This is a genomic window from Kitasatospora sp. NPDC056446, from assembly GCF_042796115.1.
GTDB lineage: Bacteria > Actinomycetota > Actinomycetes > Streptomycetales > Streptomycetaceae > Kitasatospora.
Genome location: NZ_JBHTRF010000027.1, coordinates 87732 through 106810 on the forward strand (window position 1 = coordinate 87732; position 19079 = coordinate 106810).

17 protein-coding genes are annotated in these 19079 nt (G+C 70.6%); 12 read left to right on the forward strand and 5 right to left on the reverse strand.

The annotated features are described in order from the left end of the window. A partial coding sequence (locus ACFQ6N_RS19065) for a tetratricopeptide repeat protein (protein ID WP_380650267.1) occupies positions 1 to 2527 on the reverse strand: 2527 nt, incomplete at its 3' end. 146 nt (positions 2528 to 2673) lie between these two features. Continuing rightward, a complete protein-coding gene (locus ACFQ6N_RS19070; RefSeq protein WP_380650268.1) occupies positions 2674 to 3132 on the reverse strand; it encodes a hypothetical protein in 459 nt (152 codons plus the stop codon). 360 nt (positions 3133 to 3492) lie between these two features. Here ACFQ6N_RS19070 and ACFQ6N_RS19075 point away from each other — a divergent pair, with 360 nt between their 5' ends. The 8 genes from ACFQ6N_RS19075 to ACFQ6N_RS19110 all read left to right on the forward strand — a co-directional run bounded on the left by ACFQ6N_RS19075 (position 3493) and on the right by ACFQ6N_RS19110 (position 12814). After that, the gene (locus ACFQ6N_RS19075; RefSeq protein ID WP_380650269.1) at positions 3493 to 4377 is read left to right on the forward strand and encodes an endonuclease/exonuclease/phosphatase family protein; all 885 of its coding nucleotides are present in this window, start codon (positions 3493 to 3495) and stop codon (positions 4375 to 4377) included. Between the two features lie 12 nt (positions 4378 to 4389). Beyond that, the gene (locus ACFQ6N_RS19080; RefSeq protein ID WP_380650270.1) at positions 4390 to 5028 is read left to right on the forward strand and encodes a 2'-5' RNA ligase family protein; all 639 of its coding nucleotides are present in this window, start codon (positions 4390 to 4392) and stop codon (positions 5026 to 5028) included. Next, positions 5025 to 5717, forward strand: a complete 693-nt coding sequence (locus ACFQ6N_RS19085; protein WP_380650271.1) for a 2'-5' RNA ligase family protein — start codon at positions 5025 to 5027, stop codon at positions 5715 to 5717. The genes ACFQ6N_RS19080 and ACFQ6N_RS19085 overlap by 4 nt, the downstream gene beginning before the upstream one ends. A 476-nt stretch (positions 5718 to 6193) precedes the next feature. Then, positions 6194 to 7141 carry a hypothetical protein gene (locus tag ACFQ6N_RS19090; protein WP_380650272.1) on the forward strand — a complete coding sequence of 316 codons (948 nt, stop codon included), beginning with the start codon at positions 6194 to 6196 and terminating at the stop codon, positions 7139 to 7141. Between the two features lie 238 nt (positions 7142 to 7379). Beyond that, positions 7380 to 8198: a hypothetical protein gene (locus tag ACFQ6N_RS19095; protein WP_380650273.1), complete on the forward strand. Its 819-nt coding sequence runs from the start codon at positions 7380 to 7382 to the stop codon at positions 8196 to 8198. Positions 8199 to 8281: 83 nt separating this feature from the next. After that, positions 8282 to 10915 carry a hypothetical protein gene (locus ACFQ6N_RS19100; RefSeq protein ID WP_380650274.1) on the forward strand — a complete coding sequence of 878 codons (2634 nt, stop codon included), beginning with the start codon at positions 8282 to 8284 and terminating at the stop codon, positions 10913 to 10915. A gap of 119 nt (positions 10916 to 11034) precedes the next feature. Next, complete coding sequence (locus ACFQ6N_RS19105; RefSeq protein WP_380650275.1) at positions 11035 to 11907, forward strand: hypothetical protein; 873 nt, start codon at positions 11035 to 11037, stop codon at positions 11905 to 11907. 133 nt (positions 11908 to 12040) lie between these two features. Beyond that, entirely contained in the window at positions 12041 to 12814 is a 774-nt protein-coding gene (locus tag ACFQ6N_RS19110) for a phytanoyl-CoA dioxygenase family protein (protein ID WP_380650276.1), read from the forward strand. On the opposite strand, the gene ACFQ6N_RS19115 is transcribed toward ACFQ6N_RS19110, so the two are convergent. From ACFQ6N_RS19115 to ACFQ6N_RS19125, 3 genes are all read right to left on the reverse strand, one after another. After that, positions 12795 to 13595, reverse strand: a complete 801-nt coding sequence (locus tag ACFQ6N_RS19115; RefSeq protein WP_380650277.1) for a class I SAM-dependent methyltransferase — start codon at positions 13593 to 13595, stop codon at positions 12795 to 12797. The genes ACFQ6N_RS19110 and ACFQ6N_RS19115 overlap by 20 nt on opposite strands. Positions 13596 to 13686: 91 nt before the next feature. After that, a complete protein-coding gene (locus ACFQ6N_RS19120) occupies positions 13687 to 14565 on the reverse strand; it encodes a hypothetical protein (RefSeq protein WP_380650278.1) in 879 nt (292 codons plus the stop codon). A 113-nt stretch (positions 14566 to 14678) separates the two neighbouring features. Continuing rightward, positions 14679 to 14840 (reverse strand): hypothetical protein, encoded by a 162-nt coding sequence (locus ACFQ6N_RS19125; RefSeq protein WP_380650279.1) that lies wholly within the window; start codon positions 14838 to 14840, stop codon positions 14679 to 14681. A gap of 172 nt (positions 14841 to 15012) precedes the next feature. On the opposite strand from ACFQ6N_RS19125, the gene ACFQ6N_RS19130 reads away from it, so the two are divergent. From ACFQ6N_RS19130 to ACFQ6N_RS19145, 4 genes are all read left to right on the forward strand, one after another. Further along, the gene (locus ACFQ6N_RS19130) at positions 15013 to 15663 is read left to right on the forward strand and encodes a helix-turn-helix domain-containing protein (protein WP_380650280.1); all 651 of its coding nucleotides are present in this window, start codon (positions 15013 to 15015) and stop codon (positions 15661 to 15663) included. Between the two features lie 253 nt (positions 15664 to 15916). After that, entirely contained in the window at positions 15917 to 16108 is a 192-nt protein-coding gene (locus tag ACFQ6N_RS19135) for a helix-turn-helix transcriptional regulator (protein ID WP_380650281.1), read from the forward strand. Next, on the forward strand, positions 16108 to 17352 hold the full coding sequence (locus tag ACFQ6N_RS19140) for a tyrosine-type recombinase/integrase (protein ID WP_380650282.1): 1245 nt from the start codon (positions 16108 to 16110) through the stop codon (positions 17350 to 17352). Before ACFQ6N_RS19135 ends, ACFQ6N_RS19140 begins: the two co-directional genes overlap by 1 nt. A gap of 168 nt (positions 17353 to 17520) precedes the next feature. Further along, a complete protein-coding gene (locus ACFQ6N_RS19145) occupies positions 17521 to 18909 on the forward strand; it encodes a hypothetical protein (protein WP_380650283.1) in 1389 nt (462 codons plus the stop codon). The last annotated feature ends 170 nt before the right edge of the window (positions 18910 to 19079 follow it).

Genomic DNA, 19079 nt, shown 5'->3' on the forward strand with positions numbered 1-19079 from the left:
GGAACCGGGCGAGCCAAGCCCGGGTGGCGAGAGTGTCGGGGTGGTCCGGGCCCAGCACACGCATCCGGTCGGCCAGCAGCTCCTCGTACGCTGCCGCGGCGCCAACCGCATCCCCCGCCTCACCCCGCAAGTGGGCGAGCCAAGCCCGGGTGGCGAGAGTGTCCGGGTGGTCCGGGCCCAGCACACGGGTCCGGTCGGCCAGCAGCTCCTCGAGCGCTGCCGCGGCGCCAACCGCATCCCCCGCCTCACCCCGGAGCCGGGCGAGATCATGCCGGGTCGTGAAGGTGCTGGGGTGGTCCGGGCCCAGCACACACATCTCATGGGCCAGCAGCTCCTCGTACGCTGCCGCGGCGCCAACCGCATCCCCCGCCTCACCCCGGAACTGGGCGAGCCAAGCCCGGGTGGTGAAGGTGCTGGGGTGGTCCGGGCCCAGCACACACATCTCATGGGCCAGCAGCTCCTCGAGCGCTGCCGCGGCGCCAACCGCATCCCCCGCCTCACCCCGGAGCCGGGCGAGATCATGCCGGGTGGTGAAGGTGCTGGGGTGGTCCGGGCCCAGCACACGCATCTGGTCGGCCAGCAGCTCCTCGTACGCTGCCGCGGCGCCAACCGCATCCCCCGCCTCACCCCGGAGCCGGGCGAGATCATGCCGGGTGGCGAGAGTGTCGGGGTGGTCCGGGCCCAGCACACGCGTCCGGTCGGCCAGCACCTCTTCGAGCGCTGCCGCGGCGCCAACCGCATCCCCCGCCTCACCCCGCCACTCGGCGACCCAAGCCCGGGCGGCGAGGGTGCTGGGGTGGTCCGGGCCCAGCACACGCGTCCGGTCGGCCAGCACCTCTTCGAGCGCTGCCGCGGCGCCAACCGCATCCCCCGCCTCACCCCGGAACTCGGCGAGCCAAGCCCGGGTGGTGAGGGTTCTGGGGTGGTCCGGGCCCAGCACACGCGTCCGGTCGGCCAGCAGCTCCTCGAGCGCTGCCGCGGCGCCAGCCGCATCCCCCGCCTCACCCCGGAACTGGGCGAGCCAAGCCCGGGTGGCGAGAGTGTCCGGGTGGTCCGGCCCCAGCACACGCATCCGGTCGGCCAGCAGCTCCTCGAGCGCTGCCGCGGCGCCAACCGCATCCCCCGCCTCACCCCGGCACCGGGCGAGCCAGCCCCGGGTGGCGAGAGTGTCCGGGTGGTCCGGCCCCAGACGGCAGCGGGCGGTGCTGGCCATACATTCGAAGTAGTCGCGAGCGGTGGTGGCCTGGCCACTCTCCTCGAGGCTCTCGCCGATACGGAAGAGCACCGCGTGGAGGGCGGGCCAGTATAGGACGCTCTCGGCGGTGCGGGTGAGGGCGGTGGTGTTAGCGCGCAGGGCCTGGGCAAGGGAGGTGTCGCGTTCGACGGCGGGCCAGGCGGCGTTCAGGGCGTCGGCGGCGGTGCGGGCGAGCCGGTCGTGCTGGTCGGGGGTGAGGGTGTCGCGGGTGGCACGCTGGATGAGCTGGTGGACGCGGACGGCCTGGTGGGGGGTGTCGGGGGTGTGGTCGATGAGGCTGAGGCGGTGCAGGATCCGCAGCGCGAGCACGGCGTCCTCGGCCGAGACCGGTGTCGGCTGGTAGGTGCTACCCCTGCTGGTGGCGGTGCGGTGCTCGGAGACGTGCGCGAGGGCGGGCGGGCTGGTGAGGACCGTAGCGGGGATGCCGTTGGGGTCGAGCAGGGAGGCGAACTGGAGCATGGGGCGGGCCAGTCCCACCGGGCGGATCTGGTTGGCACGTTCGATGGACAGGGACCAGGTGGCGGCCACAGTGGCGGTCTGGTCGTCGGGCAGTACGCCGGGCTCCGGCACCAAGTCAGCCAGCTTCCTCAGCCGGTCGGCCAGCCGCTCTCGGTAGGAGGCACAGGTCAGGTCCGCGTCGATGATGTAGGCGGCGGCCTGAGCCAAGGCGAGAGGCAGGTACCCCAGGTCCGCGGCGAGGCTGCTGGTCTGGCCGGCCGGCTCGTGGCGATCGTGCGCGGCGAGTGCGGCGGTGAAGTAGGCGGCGGCGTCCTGGGGGGTGAACAAGCCTACGGTGACCAGGCGTCGGCCCGCTCCGGTCAGGGCGGCGTCGCGGCGGCGTGTGGTGACCAGGACACGCCCGTGCGGGCTGGCGGGCGGCCACCAGCCGCGCATATCGGCAGGGGCCGCAACGTCGTCCAGTACGACCAGCCACCGGCACGGCTTCTGGCCGGCTTTGGGCTCCAGCCAGGCCAGGAATGCCCGCGCGGACTGCTCAGGGGCGCTGGGGTCAGTGGCAAGGACCTCTACACCGGCCTGTGCGTAGCCGGCCGTGATCGCTGAGCGGCTGCTCGCGTTGATCCACACCAATACGTCGACCCCGCCGCTATCCCAGGCGGTGCGGGCGTAGTCGGCAGCCAGCTGGGTCTTTCCCACCCCGCCGGTCCCGGTCAGCACCTGGCTAAGTACCGCTGTGCCCCCGCTGTCGACCGCCGTCCGCAACTGGTCGACCTCGGCCCGGTGCTGGAATGACAAGGCGCGGGGCGGGAGCACGCCGACCTGGTGCGGCCAGACAGCCGGGGTGCGGGGCGGAGCGTGGTGGTGGACTTGCTCGGCGTAGCCAACGGCGATGCTGCCGTGGTCGGCGAAGATACCGCTGATGTGGTGAGCCGGCGCAGCCGAAGCGGTACCGGGTGCGCTCAGTCCTGGTGCGGACCCGGCGGGGAAGGGTTTCCCAGAGTCACGTTCCCCATGGTCACAGCGGCGGCGGACCCGTGGTCGGCCCGGACGTCCAGGTTTCCGCCAACGGCCAGACCGCTCTGGTCGGCCGACACACTGCTGTGGGATGCCTGTTGGACCAGCAGGGTGCGCAGCTCATCCGCGACCCGGGCCCGCTCGATGTCCTCAAGGCTTTCCAGCAGGGCCTCGATCCGGCCTTGCCAGGCCGCCTCCTGGCGGATACGCACCCGCTCCACGTCGGTCGGCCGAGCTGACTCCAGCTCGCCTACGGTCTGATCGAGGCGCTCCAGCTCGGCGTGCTCGCGCTGCGGATTCCCCCGACCGAACCAACGGGCCACCTGCTGGCGCACCCCTGACCATGCGTCTGTGCCTGCGGCCTGCACCACCGCAGTGCCTCCCGCCGCGGCCAGCGCAGTCATTGCCTCCGACAGCATCCTCGCTCTTCCCCCTTGAGAGATCGGTCCGGGACTGGGGCCCGCACCGTACGGTGCTTCTACCACGTCACTCCATCAGATACGCGCCGCCGCTGTCTCTGGTTCCGTCAAGAGAGCGGTCGTGACACGGGGGCCGGGCCCCATACCTGGGGTGAGATTCGTGAGATTCAGGCGGGCGTCCATGTCGAGGTCCACCTCGCCGTATGCGCGCACATGGGACCAGAACAGCGGGGAACGATATGCAGCCCCCGAACTCGATCGGGTGGCTCTACGCTGTGTCGCTTCCTACGTCACGGACATGTCCGCTACGTTCCTGCACAGGTCAGCGTCATAGCGAACACCTCCTTGGCCGGAAAGCTCCAGGAGGTCCTGGTCGACGAGGACGCACCCGAGGACGCCGACGAGAACGGGATCGTCGACGAGGCAAAGCGGCACCAACGCTGGGACACGCAGGCCGCGGCCGTCATCGAGCGACTGGCCCGCGAGTGCGGACTCACCGCCACCACCGTGCGCTCCGATGGCAGCCCCGGGCCGGTCGCAATGGCCCGCAACGGCGACCGCCCCTGGTTCACCGCGGTGCTGTGGCGCCCGGAGACGGTCACCCCGGTGCCCGGAGGGTTCCGGCCGTACGGGTCGCCCGACTACTGGCATGGCTTCACCACGATCCAGCTCGACATCGGCGCGCCGTCCCCGCTGCTCGTGGCCTCCTACCACGGCGACCCGTTCCGCCCCGACTTCCGAGCGGACGAGGCCCGCCGGCTCAAGGGCGCCTTCCGCCGCACCGGCGGCGCCAAGCCCGGCCTGGTCCTCGGCGACTTCAACTCGATCTCCGCGGCCACCGTCACCGTCGACGGCACGCAGCAGCCCTACGACGCCGATCCCTACACCGGCCAGGACCACGACGATCTCGAATACCAGTGCGTCCCCGAGACGGTCGGCGACACCAACCTCGCCGACCGCCGACCGGTCGGGATGTTGCTACGCCGCGGCTTCATGGTCGACGCCGCCGCGCACCTCGGAGCGCCGTGGGAGCCGACGGTGGGCCACTGGGAGGACGGCAAGGGTGACCCGGACCCGTGGGGGCCGCGCAGGATCGACCTCGCCCTGGCAACCAGGCCTGTGGCGCCGGCGCTGGTCGGCTACCGCGTCCACCGAAGCCCGGCCGCGCTCGCCGCGGCCGACCACCTGTTGGTCGTGGTCGACCTCGCCCCGTCCAAGATCCTGCCCTGACCGGAGAGCACTGTGAAGAACTTCTTCGACCCGCAGCGGATATGGCCGAACGGCCCCTACCCGCACTTCCTGATCCTGCTCGACCGGTACCCACAGTACGTTGAGTACGTGCGGCAGCACGCCGAACTCCTCAGCCGCTTCGTCCACCTGGAGGCGGTACCGGCCGAGTGGCTGCACATCACCGTGCAGGGCATCCACCACCCGGCGAGCCCGGAGCAGTTGAATCGGTTGGGGGACGAGGCCCGGGCGGAACTCGCCGACGTCGCTCCGTTCGAGGTCCAGCTCGGCCCGACGTGGCCGGGCGTCACCGCCATCACCGTCGCCCCGTACCCGGAGGAGCCGATGGCCACGCTCAACCGGAAGGTGCGGGCAGCGGTCAGCCGGGTGGACGGCGTCGAACTGCGTGCGGAAGAGAAGCGGTTCTGGCCGCACACCTCGATCGCCTACGCCAAGGCCGACTCCAGCCAGGCGGACGACTACCTCCTGAACCGGGCCTTGCGGCAGCTGCGACCCGAGCGGATCACCCTCACCGTCGACTCCGTGCACCTGGTGCAGCAGATTCAGGACCCCAAGGCGGGCTACTACCGCTGGGAAGAGGTCGCCGAGCTTCCGCTCGGTGCTCCTGGCGAGCAGAAGGAGCAGACGGCGTGAAGCGCTTCAATCCGAGGTTCGGCACCACACCGTGGCCGCAGGGCCTGCGGGTCCTCCAAGTCTACGGACTACCCCACCTGCCCGCCGAGCCCGCTCTGCACGCCCTGGTGACCGATCTGCGGACCGCGATGGACGCCGCGCCGATCGTGCCCGTCGCCGATGAACGCCTCCACATCACCCTCGACATGGTCACCGACGCACCGGCTCACGGCATCACCGAGCAGGAGCGCGCTGCCCTCGCCGACGCTCTGCGCCGAGCCCTGGCCAGCACGGCACCGGTCGAACTCCAGGCGGGCTCCGCCATCGCCTATCGGACCGGCGTGTTGATCGACGTCCACCCCGACGGCGAACTCGCTTCCCTCCAGCGGCTCGTACGGTCCGCGATTCACGAGGTGCGCGGCCCGGACTCCACCGGTTACCCCGTTGGCGTGCTCCATCTCACCGCTGGCTACGCAGCGGCGGACACGGACACCGACGCCCTGGCACCGCGACTTCTTCGTGTCCGGCCCAGCCACGTGCCCCTGACCGTGCGCGAGGTGGCGCTGGTGGAGGTGTACTGGCGGCAGTCGCCTGTTCCCAACGGGATTGCGGGCGAAGGCGGTTGGGAAATCGACTGGACCACGGTGGCGAGCTTCGCCCTGGGCGCGGCGCCGGGATCATCTCGTTCCTCGGCCATCGTTCGGAGATGAGCCCGCCCGCGCTCCGTACCAGCGTGTGAGTGTTGCCGGTGCCCTGCATGCTTGTGCGGGGCACCGGTAGCGTGCCGAGGACCGACCGGCTGTAGGGAAGTCCAGCAAGGTGCGGATTGACGCTGTGCGGGGTGACCGCTGCGGAGGCTGTCCGGCTGGCCCGGAGTGGCGGGATACGGGAAGTCGGCAGTCTCGCGGCGGTCCTGCTCGCCCAGCCCTCCTGCTCTGCGAGCGGTCGCCGTGACAGCGGCGCCGTGCCAGGGACTTCCCGAGACGGACTGGCAGCAGCAGACGGCAGCAGTGCTCGGGGAGATCGCCGCACATGACTCACAAATCCCCGGGCCTGCGGATGCCCCCCGGGGGTCGTTCCAGCCCGCCCCCGGCCGCCAAGGCGCCGCAGTCCGTTGGCCTACGTTTGCCCGGCGATGGGGAGGCGGGGCCGGTAGGGTTCCGAACGAGCTCATTTGGGGGAAGCCGTGGACGACGCGTACGAGGTGGCCACCGAGATCGTCGCACTGGCCGGGTGGGCCGGTGAGGTCCGGGTTGAGAGCTTCGGCCTCTCCCAGGCCAGGATCGTCCACGCCGACGGCGGCTGGTGGATCGGCCTTACGATCCCGCGCCACGGTGGTGCCGGGACGGCCGATCTGGCCGCCGGTCGCTGGGAGAACGCCCGCCCCACCGATCCGCTGGTCACGAGCGGCCCCGTGCCCAACAACTACGCCGCCATGGTTCTGGTGGCGCAGACGCTGGTGCGTCACCTCGCCACGGGATCGACACCCGGCGCCCGAGTCCGTACCAACAGCGCGGGGCACCGTAGCGACATCCTGCCGGATGTGAAGCAGTTGCTCGGGATGGTCGGGCTTCTGAAGGTCGCGGTCTGGATGGCGGACCAGGTGAGCGGCGCCGTGCCGCTGGTGCGCTTTCAGGTGCTGCCCGACCGGGAGCCCGAGGGCCAGGATCTGGCGCCGGACGCCAGCGTGCTGATGACAGCGGTCGCTGGTACGGATACGACGGCCGACGTCGCGAGGCAGCTGGCCGACCTGGTCGTTCTGCCGCCGGCGAAGCCCGAGGCCGACTGGAGCGAGGGCCGCAGCCGGTTCCGCCACGCCGGAGCCCTGGTCCGGCCGACCGGCGACGGCTGCCAGGTGCTGATCACCGGGGCCCGCCGCCGCGCCGCCGCCCGCGACGACCTCGATCGCGACCGCGGTCACCTCCAGGTCGAGCTGTCCGGAGACGGCGCTGCGCAGTGGGCAGCGGCGGCACTGTTCGCGTGGATGCACTGGGACCGCGTCCGAAGGCGCCAGGCTGAGGTTGCGGGGGCGCTGGAACTGGCGTTGCCTGCCGCCAGCGCCATCGACCTCGTCACCCCGGGCGGTGTACAGGCACGGGTCGCCATCGGCGCATCGAAGGTGATCGCGTGCTGATCGAGGTGGACGGGGCCGACCGCAGTGGGCGAAGGCGAGAGGCGGTGGCCGTCGACGCTCACGACCCGGCCCGCCCCAAAGGTCCGGCGTGATGGGCACCGGCAGCGTGCTCCTGCGGCCACCCTGGTTGTCGGGCCGCAATGGCCCAATCTCCGATTCGCCGCCAGCTACCCTCGCGCCACGGCGGACAGCCCCGAAACATGGTGGCCTTACCCGATCGAGCCTAAGGTAGGACGGCGTGACCTGGAACTTCACCACGAGCCACATCGGCCACGACGGTGCCGGCAACCTGACGATGGAGATCTGCCATCACCGCGCGGACTACGGCAACCGGTTCGGCGGGGTGTTCTGGCTCCGCACTCCGCCGCTGCCGGATGGGACACTCGAGCTGGACGTCTGCTGCCCTGTGTGCATGGCGGACCGCGGCCTGACCGTCTCCGGGGTCTGGGGCGGCCCCGCCCAGCTGACCTGCGTGTGCGCTCACTCCTGGACACCCCGGCTGCCCGCCCTATCCCCCGAGGACGTTCTGCGCAAGCTCGTGCGCCTGGCCCGCACATCGGATCCCGGTCCCGGCATGCCGTTGTGGCGGATGCGGGCCGACCACGACGCCAAGCCCCCGACGCCGCTCCAGCAGGCCGTCCATTCGTACGTCGCCGACGCCTCCCGCGCCCTCAACCGTCGCGAGTGGCAGTTCAGCGACCGCGAGTGCGCCGTGGCCTCCGACCTACTGACGCGGGCCGGCGTGCGGGTGTACTGGAGCCCCGAGGCACTTGAGGCCCTGGCGAAGCAGAAGCGCACCGACGAGGACCACCTCGAGTGGGTCCATGAAAACCTCCAGGCGCTGGAGGACCGCGCCAGGACGACCCGCGGCCGTCTCGGGCAGTTCCTGTCGGACTGCGCCGCCGCGCTGCGACCGGCCGCCCGTCTGACCATGGACGATCTGGAGCCCGGGAAGACGTGGTCCCGCATGCCGCCCGTGCTGGAGGACGCCCGCGGGGCGCTCGGCAGCGTCCACGTCGTACTGACCGCGGGCGCCACCGGCGACGTCGATTACTGACGCCGGCCACAACCTGCCGCACCGCCCCCTGCCCCATGAGGTGCTCGGCCGGTCCTCGGCGACCCACCGCCTAGGATCGACGCATGGTCAGCAACGGTGCGCGCGGATGGGAGGACGCCCAGGCCAAGGCCCGCGAGTTCCAGCGCTTTGATCGCAACGTCCGGGATGCCCTCGCCCTGATCTACTACCTGATCGCGGCTCAGGACGGCGGCGTCGTGGACCAGGTCTCCCTGCGGTCCGTCCGCTACCGCCTGACCGATCCGCAGCGCCTACACCGAGACCTCGCCGAACTGCTGCCCGGTCCAGCACGTGAGGAGGACGGGACCAGGCCGGTCGAGACCGGCCTGGCCGACCTGGCGCAGGCACGGCTGCTCGAGCGCGCCCAGGACTACGGCCCGTTCACCGGCCCGCCCCCCGTGGAGGGGACGATCTGGAAGCTCTGGCACGCACTGAACGCCCAGCACGGCGTGCCACTGGAGGACACCCTGCCGTCCGATATGGTCACCGAGGACGTGTCCGGCAGGTACCGGTCGAGCGGGATGACCGTCTTCGAGCACGCCGTACGCGAGCTGATCGGCCAAGTCGACCAGCTTCTCCTACCGGCCAGCGGAGCGCTGAGCCTGCAGGCCCACGTCCAGGTCACCGGAGGCGTGCACGCCGGACGGACCGGCCACCTCCGCGCAGTCACCTGGGGCGCCGACGCCGAGCAGCGCACCTGTACCGACACCCCCACGGTCTTCCGGGTTGACTTCGACGACCGTCGCGAAAGCGCCGACATCGCCCCCGCCGATCTGGAGAAGCTGCCCGAGTGGGACCGCCGGTTCGTCGTCGTCCACGCGGGCGAGCCGCTGCCTACCGAGTGGGCTGCTGCGGTGTTGCTGGCCGCCGCCGGTCCGTCGCCCGCCTGGCACGCCGAAGCCGTGGAGCGCCTTCGGCGGTGGCAGGGCGGTGGACGCATGGTCGTTCTCCTGGCCCGACCGCGCCACGGCCAGGCGCTGAACGCCGAGGAGGAGCGGTGGGTTGACTCGGCCGCCGGCTGGGCCGACGAGATCATCGCCCTCGAACCCGACGACCGTTCCTCCCCGCCTCGCCTCACGCCCGACCAGCCAGCCGACGCCCTTCACCACCCTGCGCGCCTGACCCTCGCAGCCACCCCCGGACACGTGCCGACCCCCGAAGGCGCACCATCCTGGGCCCGGACCCACCGCGTCGGCGTTGCGCCCACGATCGCAGGGGCGGTCGAGGCCGCGCTGAGCCGGATCGGCCGTGGACACCGACGGGCTGCCGGGCATCGCCGGGTGCCGCTTCTCGTGGCCAACTCCGCAGCGTTCATCGGCTGGTCCGTGGAACAGCTGACGGCCGACACGGTGCTGGAGGACGCCCGGGTGGAGTGGGTGTGCCGCGAGGAGGCAGCCGGTGAGCCGATCTCCTGGTGGAGTCTGCGCGCCCGACTCCGGCACCAGGACGGGTCTCGCAGCGAGGAGACCGTGCTCGCGCACCCGGGCCTGCTGAGCGTGGTCGTCTACCACCCGCGGGAGCCGTGGACAGACACCGAGGTCGTCCTCCTCCCCAGCCCCGCCGCCGCTCGGGGGAAAACGCGCGAGTTCCTGCGCCTCCCCACCGTCGTCAACAACGTGCGCGCCGGCGGAGGCAACACCGACCGCGCCTGGTCGTTCCTCGTGGAAGGGCTCAGCCTGTTCCTCGAGTCCGATCGCCTGCGCGGGAGCGCGTTCCGCAACGACAGCCAGCTCACCTCGGCCCGCCGCAGCGTCGTCCGCGTGGCGTTGACCGACGGGGAGTTCGACGACCTCCAGGACCGACTGGAGCTCAGCCCAGCCGGCGCGCCGGAGGTACACCAGTTGGCTAACCTCATGGCGAACCCGGTCTGCGACTGGGCCACCCTGGGCGCCATCACCACCGCCGTGCAGCCCAACCCGCCGACCGCGTCCCTCGACCCGTGGGCCGCACGCCAGAGGATGCTGCAGTGGCGCGCGGCCGTCCGCCGGGCGACCACCCTCGCCGCCCCCCACCACGAGGGATCGGACGCTGCCGCGGTCCGGGACGTCATCACGATGATCCTCTACGCCCTCCACCTGCGCGAACGACAGCCAGTTGCCGAAGTGTCGTGGTGGACCGTGCTGTTCCACCTCCAGGACGCCCAGCACGTCATCGACCTGGTGGAGCAAACGCTCCAGGACACCGGCCACGACGTGATCCCACGGCTCAGCTTCAGGTCGCCCAACCAGAGGAGAGCCGACCCCATCGCCCGGCGGTGGGCCCGGCTGAACCGCCCGCAGGACCCGCCTGCGGCCGGACCACACTACGGCCCCGATCGCAGGGCCGATTCCGCACCCGACGTACAGGGCAGCCGCCGCGGCAACCGACCCGACCCACTCATCAAGGCGTGCGTTCCTCGTGCCGCCGCCGCCGTTCACGCCGTCTTGGAGGGCAGTTTCACCAAGCATCAGCGCATCCGCGTCACGGCCGGCCAGTACGAGGGCCGCGCCGGCTTCGTCCTGCACCCCGCCTGGACGCTGGACCGCGAGACCTTGCAGATCGCGGTGCCCCCCACCACATACATCGTCGACCTCGACGACCTCGACGACACGGTGGAGATCGACGCCAGCCGGCTCACCAGCTACCCGGACGAACACAGCCGACCCGGCTCCCCACCTGCCACCCCGAACGACCCGGCCGCCGACCCGACGACGCGATAGGGTCAGGCTTCGGCGTTGGCCCCAACCTGGCCCGCCGGACGCCGCTCTCCGGGGTCGCCGGCTCCCAGCAGCTCGGACGGACATCCCGGCGCCACCGAAGGCTACGGGAGGGAAACTCGGTGAACGATCTGATGAACCAGCTGCCCCGTCCGCTGGTTGAGCGGATGGGCCGGATGAGCGGCATGGCACTGCGCGGCATCATCGCCCTGGTCGACGAGCAGCCGGACACCTTCGCCGCCCTGGTGGACCGGATCGGCACCTGGGACGACGATCCGGGGCGCACGCCGTACCCGCGGCCCCGCTACCAGTTCGCGGTCACCGAGGCGCTGCGCGTCGTCAACAACGGCTTCACGGCTATCGAAGAGCACGGCCCCCTCCTCAACGAGGCAGTGGTGGAAGGCGCTCGGCCGCTGATCGAGTCGTTCGCGCCCGCGGAATTCCGCGACGCCGCCCTGCAGAAGCTGGCGATCTTCCCTCCCGGCAGGGAGCCGATGGACCTCTCCGGCGGCGATGAAGTCGGGCCGGTGGATTACGTCATCGCCGCGGCAGCGGCGGCGTGGATTGCCGGCGGCGCGGGCGGGCGCGTGGCGATGCAGCAAAACCTGCGGCTGGCCTTGTTGAAGGAGGTCCGCCGCGCGGAGAGCGTGGCGACCGGCGCGCCGGAACGCGAACAGGTCAACGACGTCAGCGACGCAGACGCGCTTGCTCTGCTCGCCACCCTGTATGACGAGGACTATGTCCGGCTGATCCCCGGCCCCCGTGACCGGGGCCCGTGGGAGTGGGACATGCTGGCCGTCCTCAAGGCGCACCTGCTGGAGACCCCTGCCGACGCCACCACCCCCGAACAGGCCCAGGCGCTCAAGGCCAAGCTCGTGACCATCCTGCAGGCCGCCGTAGCCACGGTCGAAAAGCCGAAGGCACCCATGGTGCGCCCGGTCGGCAAGCGGGTCCAGCCCAAGCGCCAGCCGAAGAAGAAGCGCAACGGCAAGTAGCCAGCGGGCTCAGGGCTGGCCGGATGCCGGCGTCAGGTCTTCTGCCCGGCCCAGCGGGGATCGTCGCATTGGGCCCGGGCGGACAGCGGAAATTCCGTTGCCCGCTCGGGCTGGCTAACGATTCCATGGCCACATGGAGACTACAACTCCCTTGGTTGCCAGCAGCTTTCACCGTGACGGCTACTGCGTTGTGCCCGATGTCCTCACCGCCGAGCAGGTGAGCCACTGGCGTTCGGCGCTCGCGCGGCACGTTGCGGCCCAGCCGCCCGAGCCCGGCCGCACCGGTCCGTACTTCCTGTGGCCGACCCTCGCTGACCACTCCGACCTTCGCGCCCTCTATGAGGAAAGCGGCATCGGCGACGCCGTCCGCGCGTTTCTGCGCTCCGACCTCACCTTGCCGGCCCCGGAGGTCGCGCAGCTGGCGCTCACCCTGCCGCCGCATCTGCACCACCCCGGTGCCCCTCACATCGACGGTCTCACCCCCACCGAGGACGACGGCCGCCCTGGCACGTTCAGCGTCCTGGCCGGCCTCCTACTCACTGACCAACGCCAGCGCGACCGCGGCAACCTCTGGGTCTGGCCAGGCACGCACCTGAGCACGGCAGCGTGGCTGCGCCACCACGGCGCGGACGCGCTGCGCGACGCCACGCCCTATCCGCCCGTGGACCTGCCCACCCCGCTCCAGGTCACCGGCACCGCCGGAAGCCTCGTCCTCGTCCACTACCTGCTCGCCCACAACATCGGAGGCCACGTCGGCACCGCCGACGACGAGCGCCGCGAGACCGTGTACTTCCGGCTGCGCACCGTCGGCCACCGCGAACGCTGGCGCGAGGTTGTGACGGACCCGCTGTTGGAGTTCGCGCTGCCGGATCAGACGGGAGGCTCCGTCACGGACGGCGGGCGATGATCGCCTCCGTACGGATCGTCTGCTCAAAGATGCCCGCCGGGTCGAAGGCCAGCAGAGCGTCGCGGACGTCGTTCACGAACGCCTTCGTATCCGGTCCGAGTTGGCGCGGGCTGCTGTAGCTGTAGGAGAGCTGCAGGCCGGCCACCTCGGCTGCGGTCCGGGTGATCGTCCGGTCCCAGTGCGCGGTCTCGATCCGGGAGAACGGGGAACGGGCCAGCACGTCCTGGTGGCGCTCGGCCGGGTGGGTGTAGGTGCCGCGCCCGGCCCGGCGCTCCGGGCCGAGGTACCGGACCCGGACTTCCCTGATCGTGTCCGACCAGGGCGGCGGGGCGATGTCGCCCGGAGTGCCGCCGGAGGCCAGCACGATCGCGCCTCCGTCGTCGATGAGGGCATCCAGGTCCTGGGCGACGGCGGCGCGGTCCATCCAGTGGAAGGCGGCTCCTACGGTCACCAGCCGGAGCGGCGGCAGGTCCATGCTGGCCAGTTGTGCCGCCTCGCCCAGGCGCCATTCGATGTTGGTCACGCTGTCCGCGGCGGCGACTGCGCGTGCCTCGGCGAGCATGCCCGGCTGCGGATCGACGGCGATCACCGAGCTCACCAGGCGCGCCAGAGGCCGGGCCACCGCTCCGGTGCCGGTGCCCAAGTCCAGTGCACACCCGGTTCCGTCAAGGCCGAGGCGCTCTGCGACATGGGTCAACATCCGCTCGTCATAGCCCGGCCGGTAGGCCGCGTAGTACGGCGAGGTGCCGTCGAACAGCTCGGCCGACTCATTACTCGCCACGCAGCCATCCTGCCATCGCCGACCTGGCCGCATCGGTCGGGCTCCGGCCCCTGGAAACGTGGCAGCGGTCGCAGTATCGCCCTCCCAGCAGCTACTCCTTCCGGCCGCGGGCACGCTTCGGTACCGGTACTTCCTTCCCATGCCAGGCGGCCTGCAGGGCGGGCAGCAGATCGCCTCGTGTCAGGCCGAAGTCCTGGAAGCCGGTGCCGAACCCTGAATGCGGAAGGCCGAGCGCCGGCAACGGCTCGTCGCGGGCCACCAGCTCCGAGACGGAGGTACTGAGATCGGCTTCCACGTGCGAGGCGAGTTCTGGTCGGCCCAGGAGGGTCACCGCGTTGCGCAGGAACAGGGCGCACGTGTCGGCGTCGAACTTCCGGGTGTGCTCCCGCTCCAGAACCAATCCGATCAGACCGCGCTCGCGCTCGCTGAGGAACAGGCCGAGGACGGCCGGAACACGCCCGACGAGCCAGGAGACCTCGATCGTCTGCAGCCGTGCACACGGAAGCGTCGTGCGGAAGAGGTCGCGCAGGTCCCAGCCGAGCTGCAGCTGCTCCTCGTGGAAGATCGCGACGATGTCACCAGCGTTGGCCAGCACGATCCCCTGGAGCATGTACGACCATGCACAGCAAGCCTGTTCGAGCGTGCTCTTGAGCCTTCGCGCCAGGTCGGGCGCGCGGTCGCTGACGCGCTCCAGTTCCCCGCGGAGCAGGCGCTCGGTCGCCGCCGAGGGTTCATGGCCAGCGGCTACGTCCTCCAGCCACACGGGGAGCAGGTCCTTGTTGGCGTAGGCGCGACTGTCGAACCCGACCGTGATCTCGGCGGCCGTGAATTCCTCGTCGATCACATCGAGGAACGCTGTGTACCGGTCCCGGTGCTGGCGCGGCGTCCTGCCACTGAGCACCCATCTGGCCGCCAGCATCGTCGGCAAGCGTTCCTCTGACGTCGCGTTGGCCTGCCCAAGATCCGGCATGCAGTTCCTCTCGTCATCTCGCCTACGCGAGATCCGTGGGCGCGGGAGCGGACACCACCGCCTGCTGGAGGAATCGTCCCACGTCGAAGCCGGTATGCCCTGCAGTGCGTTGTCTACGCCACGTTGCGGGAGGTACGCGGGCGCAGGAAGTGAAGGAGGTCTGCGGTGATCACACGGTAGCTGCCACCGACCTCCACGACGGTGACCGGGTAACGGCCCTCCCGGACCATGCGATACCCGACCGTCCTGCCGAGCGAGAGCAGCTCGTTGGCCACAGACAGTGGGATCGCCGGCGGGAGGGCAGCGAGAGCTTCCGGCGAGTACTTTCCCGACCGGGCAGTCCGAACTGCGTTCACGGCAACTTCCCTCCCAAGCGATGTTCTCTGTGCGAGAAACATCTATCACATCTGCCCTTGATGCAGAATACCTCTCATGTATTCTGCCCTCGTGACAGAATCCAAGGAGCAGTGGCCAGCATCGCTCACGGCGCGGATCGCCCAGACGGTCAAGACGCACCGACTGCAGCGCGGCATGACGACAGATGACCTGGCAGCAGCATGCGAGGCGAGGGGTGTGCCGATCGCCGCGTACACCATCACCAAGATCGAGAAGGGGCGGCGGGGCTCGTTCAAGCTGGAGGAGGTCCTCGTTCTCGCCCACGCCCTCGATCTGCCGCTCGTGGCACTGCTCATTCCGCTGACAGACCAGGACAACATCGACCTCCTGCCCAACGTGACCACCCCCGTTTGGGCGGCAGCGGCTTGGATCACCGGCGAGGACTATCTGGGCGAAGCACCACCGCCCGGCTCGGCCCGTGCCGTGCTCGCCGTCTTCCGCGAACACGACGTCGACGTCCGCACCGCGCTGATCTCCACCCGCGAAGCCCACAACCGCCGTCTTCAGGCCCGTCAGGCCCTCGGCTCAGCCCGCTACGAGCAGTTGTCCCGCCAAGCGGAACAACTCGACCGCATGGCCCACGAGGACTGCGCCCGACTCAAGGCGGTCCGGGATCAGATGCGTGCCGACGGGCTCCAGCCGGCACCGCTTCCGGCTGATCTCGAGTTCGTCGAAGCCCCCGCCAGTCCGATCTCTGGGTAGCTCGGACGTGCTGTTCGGGGCCTCGGCGCACCCCGCCGAGCCTTCCCCTGGCTTCCCCCCACCGTCACCACTGACGGTCTCCGAGACGGCCTTCGCCTGGCAGCTTCCGTCCGCCCCGGAGACCCAGCTACCCCTTGGCTATCGACCAGAGAGGGCTCGCCCCATAATGCCGCATGCCCGGACACGGGCCGCACTCAGTGCGCTTCCGCCTTCCTCTCCTCCAACCGGGGGCTGTGTCTGCTCACCCTCGGGCGTGTCCACACTCCTCCATACCGCCGACGAGGCCGCAGCGATCCTCAAGGTCAGCCCAGCAACGCTGCGCCGCTGGCGCCGGGAGAACGTCGGCCCGGCCTACGTCAAGATCGGTGGCCGGATCGGCTACCGAAACCAAGACCTCACCGACTACCTGGCCAGTTGCCTCGTGGTGCCGGAGGTGGCGGCCTGATGACGACCCCCGAGCGGATCGACGCCCCGGTCGGCGTCAAGCTCAACACCGACATCGAGTACCGACCGGGCAATCCCAACCCCTACCGCGCGCGGGTTCGCTGGACCGACCCGACCGACAAGCGCAAGCGCCCCTCTCGCTCCTGCATGCTCCCGACCGAGGACGCGGCGAAGGACTGGCTCGGCCGGATCGTGAAGGCGGCCGGCCGCGGCGTCAGCGTCGAGCTCGCCACCACCTCGCTCTCGGAGTACGGCGATTCCGTGATGGACCTCGCGATGCGCGGCCTCGAACTCAAGACCCACGCTCCGTACATGGCCGGCTGGCGCCTTCGCGTCCAGCCCACCGTCGGGCACCTCCAAGTCGTCGGCATCACCGCCGGCATCGCCGACCGCGCGCTCAACTCCTGGATCGCCGACGGCGCCGGCATCTCGACCCTCAAGAACACCATCGCGGTGTGGGTGCGAGTGATGGAGCAGGCGATCCGCGACGGCATCATCGAGATCAACCCAGCCCGCCTGCACGGCTGGCAGAAGCTGATCAAGACCGCCGAGGACGAGGAACACGACCCCCGCGGCCTGGCTCTTCGCGACTGGGACACCCTCGACCGCCTCGCCGACGCCGTGGTCGCCGCGTCCTTCAACCGGTACGACGGGTGGGGCGACATCGTCCGCTTCGCCGGTGGCACCGGCGCCCGCATCGGCGAGGTCTCCGGCGTCCGTGCTGGCGACATCGACACCGACAGGTGGATATGGCGGGTCTGCCGGCAGACCACCACCGCTCCCGGCGGTCTGATCGACAAGGGCACCAAGGGCAAGCGGTCCCGCCTCGTTCCGATCATCCCGGAGCTGCGGCCCAACATCGCCTGGCGGATATCCCGCGTCGGCAAGAAGCCCGACGCCCGGCTGTTCACCGGACCGCGCGGCGGCCGGGTCACCACCGCGGTCCTTCGCGACGCCACCCATTGGGATGACGTCGTCGTCCGCCTCGGCTACGAGTACCTGCGCCGCCACGACCTACGCCACACCGCGCTGACCTGGTTCGCCGATGCCGGCGTCCCGCCCCATGTCCTCATGCGAATCGCCGGACACGGCCAGTTGACCACGACCCAGCGCTACCTCCACCCGGACCTGCGCTCGATCGAGCGCGCCGGCGACCAGCTCACCGCCTATATCAATGCCACCCGTGGCCTGCCCGGCCCCAAGGTCGAGATCGAGCAGATCCGCCAGCTCGCCCTGACCTCCTGACCCATCCTCAGCGGCCTGCTCCGGACCTCGCCGGCGCAGGCAACGGGATCCCCGTGGATGGTGTGTGGTGCCGCCGACCGCATTAGCGGCACCACACACCATCCACCGCCAAGTACCGTCCTCGCATGACCACCACGTAGAGCGTCCAGCCTCCCGACCGGAGAGTTCATGTCCTCCTCCCCCGCCAAGTCCGCAATCCAAGACTTCGTCTGCGAGCACCAGGACCATCTGAGCCGCTTGCTCGTCGTCACATCTCTGCCGGACACGCCTCCGACCGCTCAGCACGTCCTGTCCCTCGATGAGGCGGGGCAGGCCGAGCATGCGGCCGAACTTCTGCGCGCCGCCATTCACGGCCCGGGGCCGGCACTCGATGTGCGGCTCGCCACAGTGGCCGCCGCCCTGCCCGCCGCCGAGGCCGAGGCCCTGCGCGCCGCCTTCCGTCAGGCTCTTCAGGGTTGGTGGCCAAGCCGCTCCCACTCGCTCTCGGGCACCTCACCGCGGCCTCACGTGCAGGAGCCCGCCGACGACGATCAGAAAGGACCCGAGGAGGGCGTTCTCGCCGGCGACCAACGACTGGCCGACCTACCTGGCCGCGTCGTCCGGGTCATTCACCTCAAGGAGTTCCACATCACCGACCCGGACGCCGTCCTGGCCGAAGCCGATAACGACGGCTGGGAGCCGCTACCCGCCGACGAGTTGCCCGACGACGATCCCCGCGACCTCACCGGCGCGCTGATGCACCTCGCCACCACCGGCGTCTTCGTCCCCGGGACGGACGAGCTGGCAGACAACGCCATCGGCAGCATGCTCGACCCGGTCGCCGGTGACGAAGTCGCCGACTGGAGCACTACCCCCGTGACCGCCGACTTCGGCACCGGCTACCGCGCGGGCACCGCCGACCCTGGCCTCGAACCCGCCCCGGCCGCCGGGAAGTTGCCTGACTACGCCGATCTGTTCCCGCTCACCAGCGCCAGCGACGACGAGGAGGACGAACACTGGCAGCTGACCCCGCGCACTGCGGCAATCCTCCACTCGGCGCTGTCGGTCCTCGCCGACCAGGCGTACGACGACGCCGACGAACTCGGCGACGGCGTCGTCCGCACCGGCGAGGACGGAACCTGGGGAGTCTTCGGCCGGCTTCCACGCCTGACCTGGAAGCAGGACCACCAGTGGCGGCGCGCCTTCGCGCGTGCCTGCGACGATCTCTCCAACGACCTCGAAGCCGGCCAGCAACCCGAACCGACCTGTCCCGCCGAGGAAATGGCGCTCCACCTCGCCCTTGCCGACGCCCCCTCCACCCGAGAACTCCTCGAAGACCTCCCCAAGCACCAGGCGCTGCCCCACCACGCCGATGACTACGACTGGGACGCCTGTACGGACCTCCTCTTCCAGGACACCGACATCCTCATGCTGTTCAGCCCTCGCCTGGACGGCATCGAAGACCCTGACGACACCGCTAACCAGGCCATGGGCATCGGCGACATGCGGCCGGCCGCATGGTTCAAGCCGTTCGACAACGTCGAAGCCCGCGACCCGAAACGCGGCTTCCGCCGCTAACGCGTATCGGCTCGAAGCCCGCCGGGGCCCCGCGGTCGGGGGGGGGGGGGGGGGTGTGTGTGGGGTTTGGGTGTTTGTGTGTTTGTTTTGTTTTTTCTCCGCGGGGGCTTGGTGTTGGGTTTGTTTGTTGCCGACGCCCGCCCGCTCCCCCCCCCCCCGCGCCGCCCCCG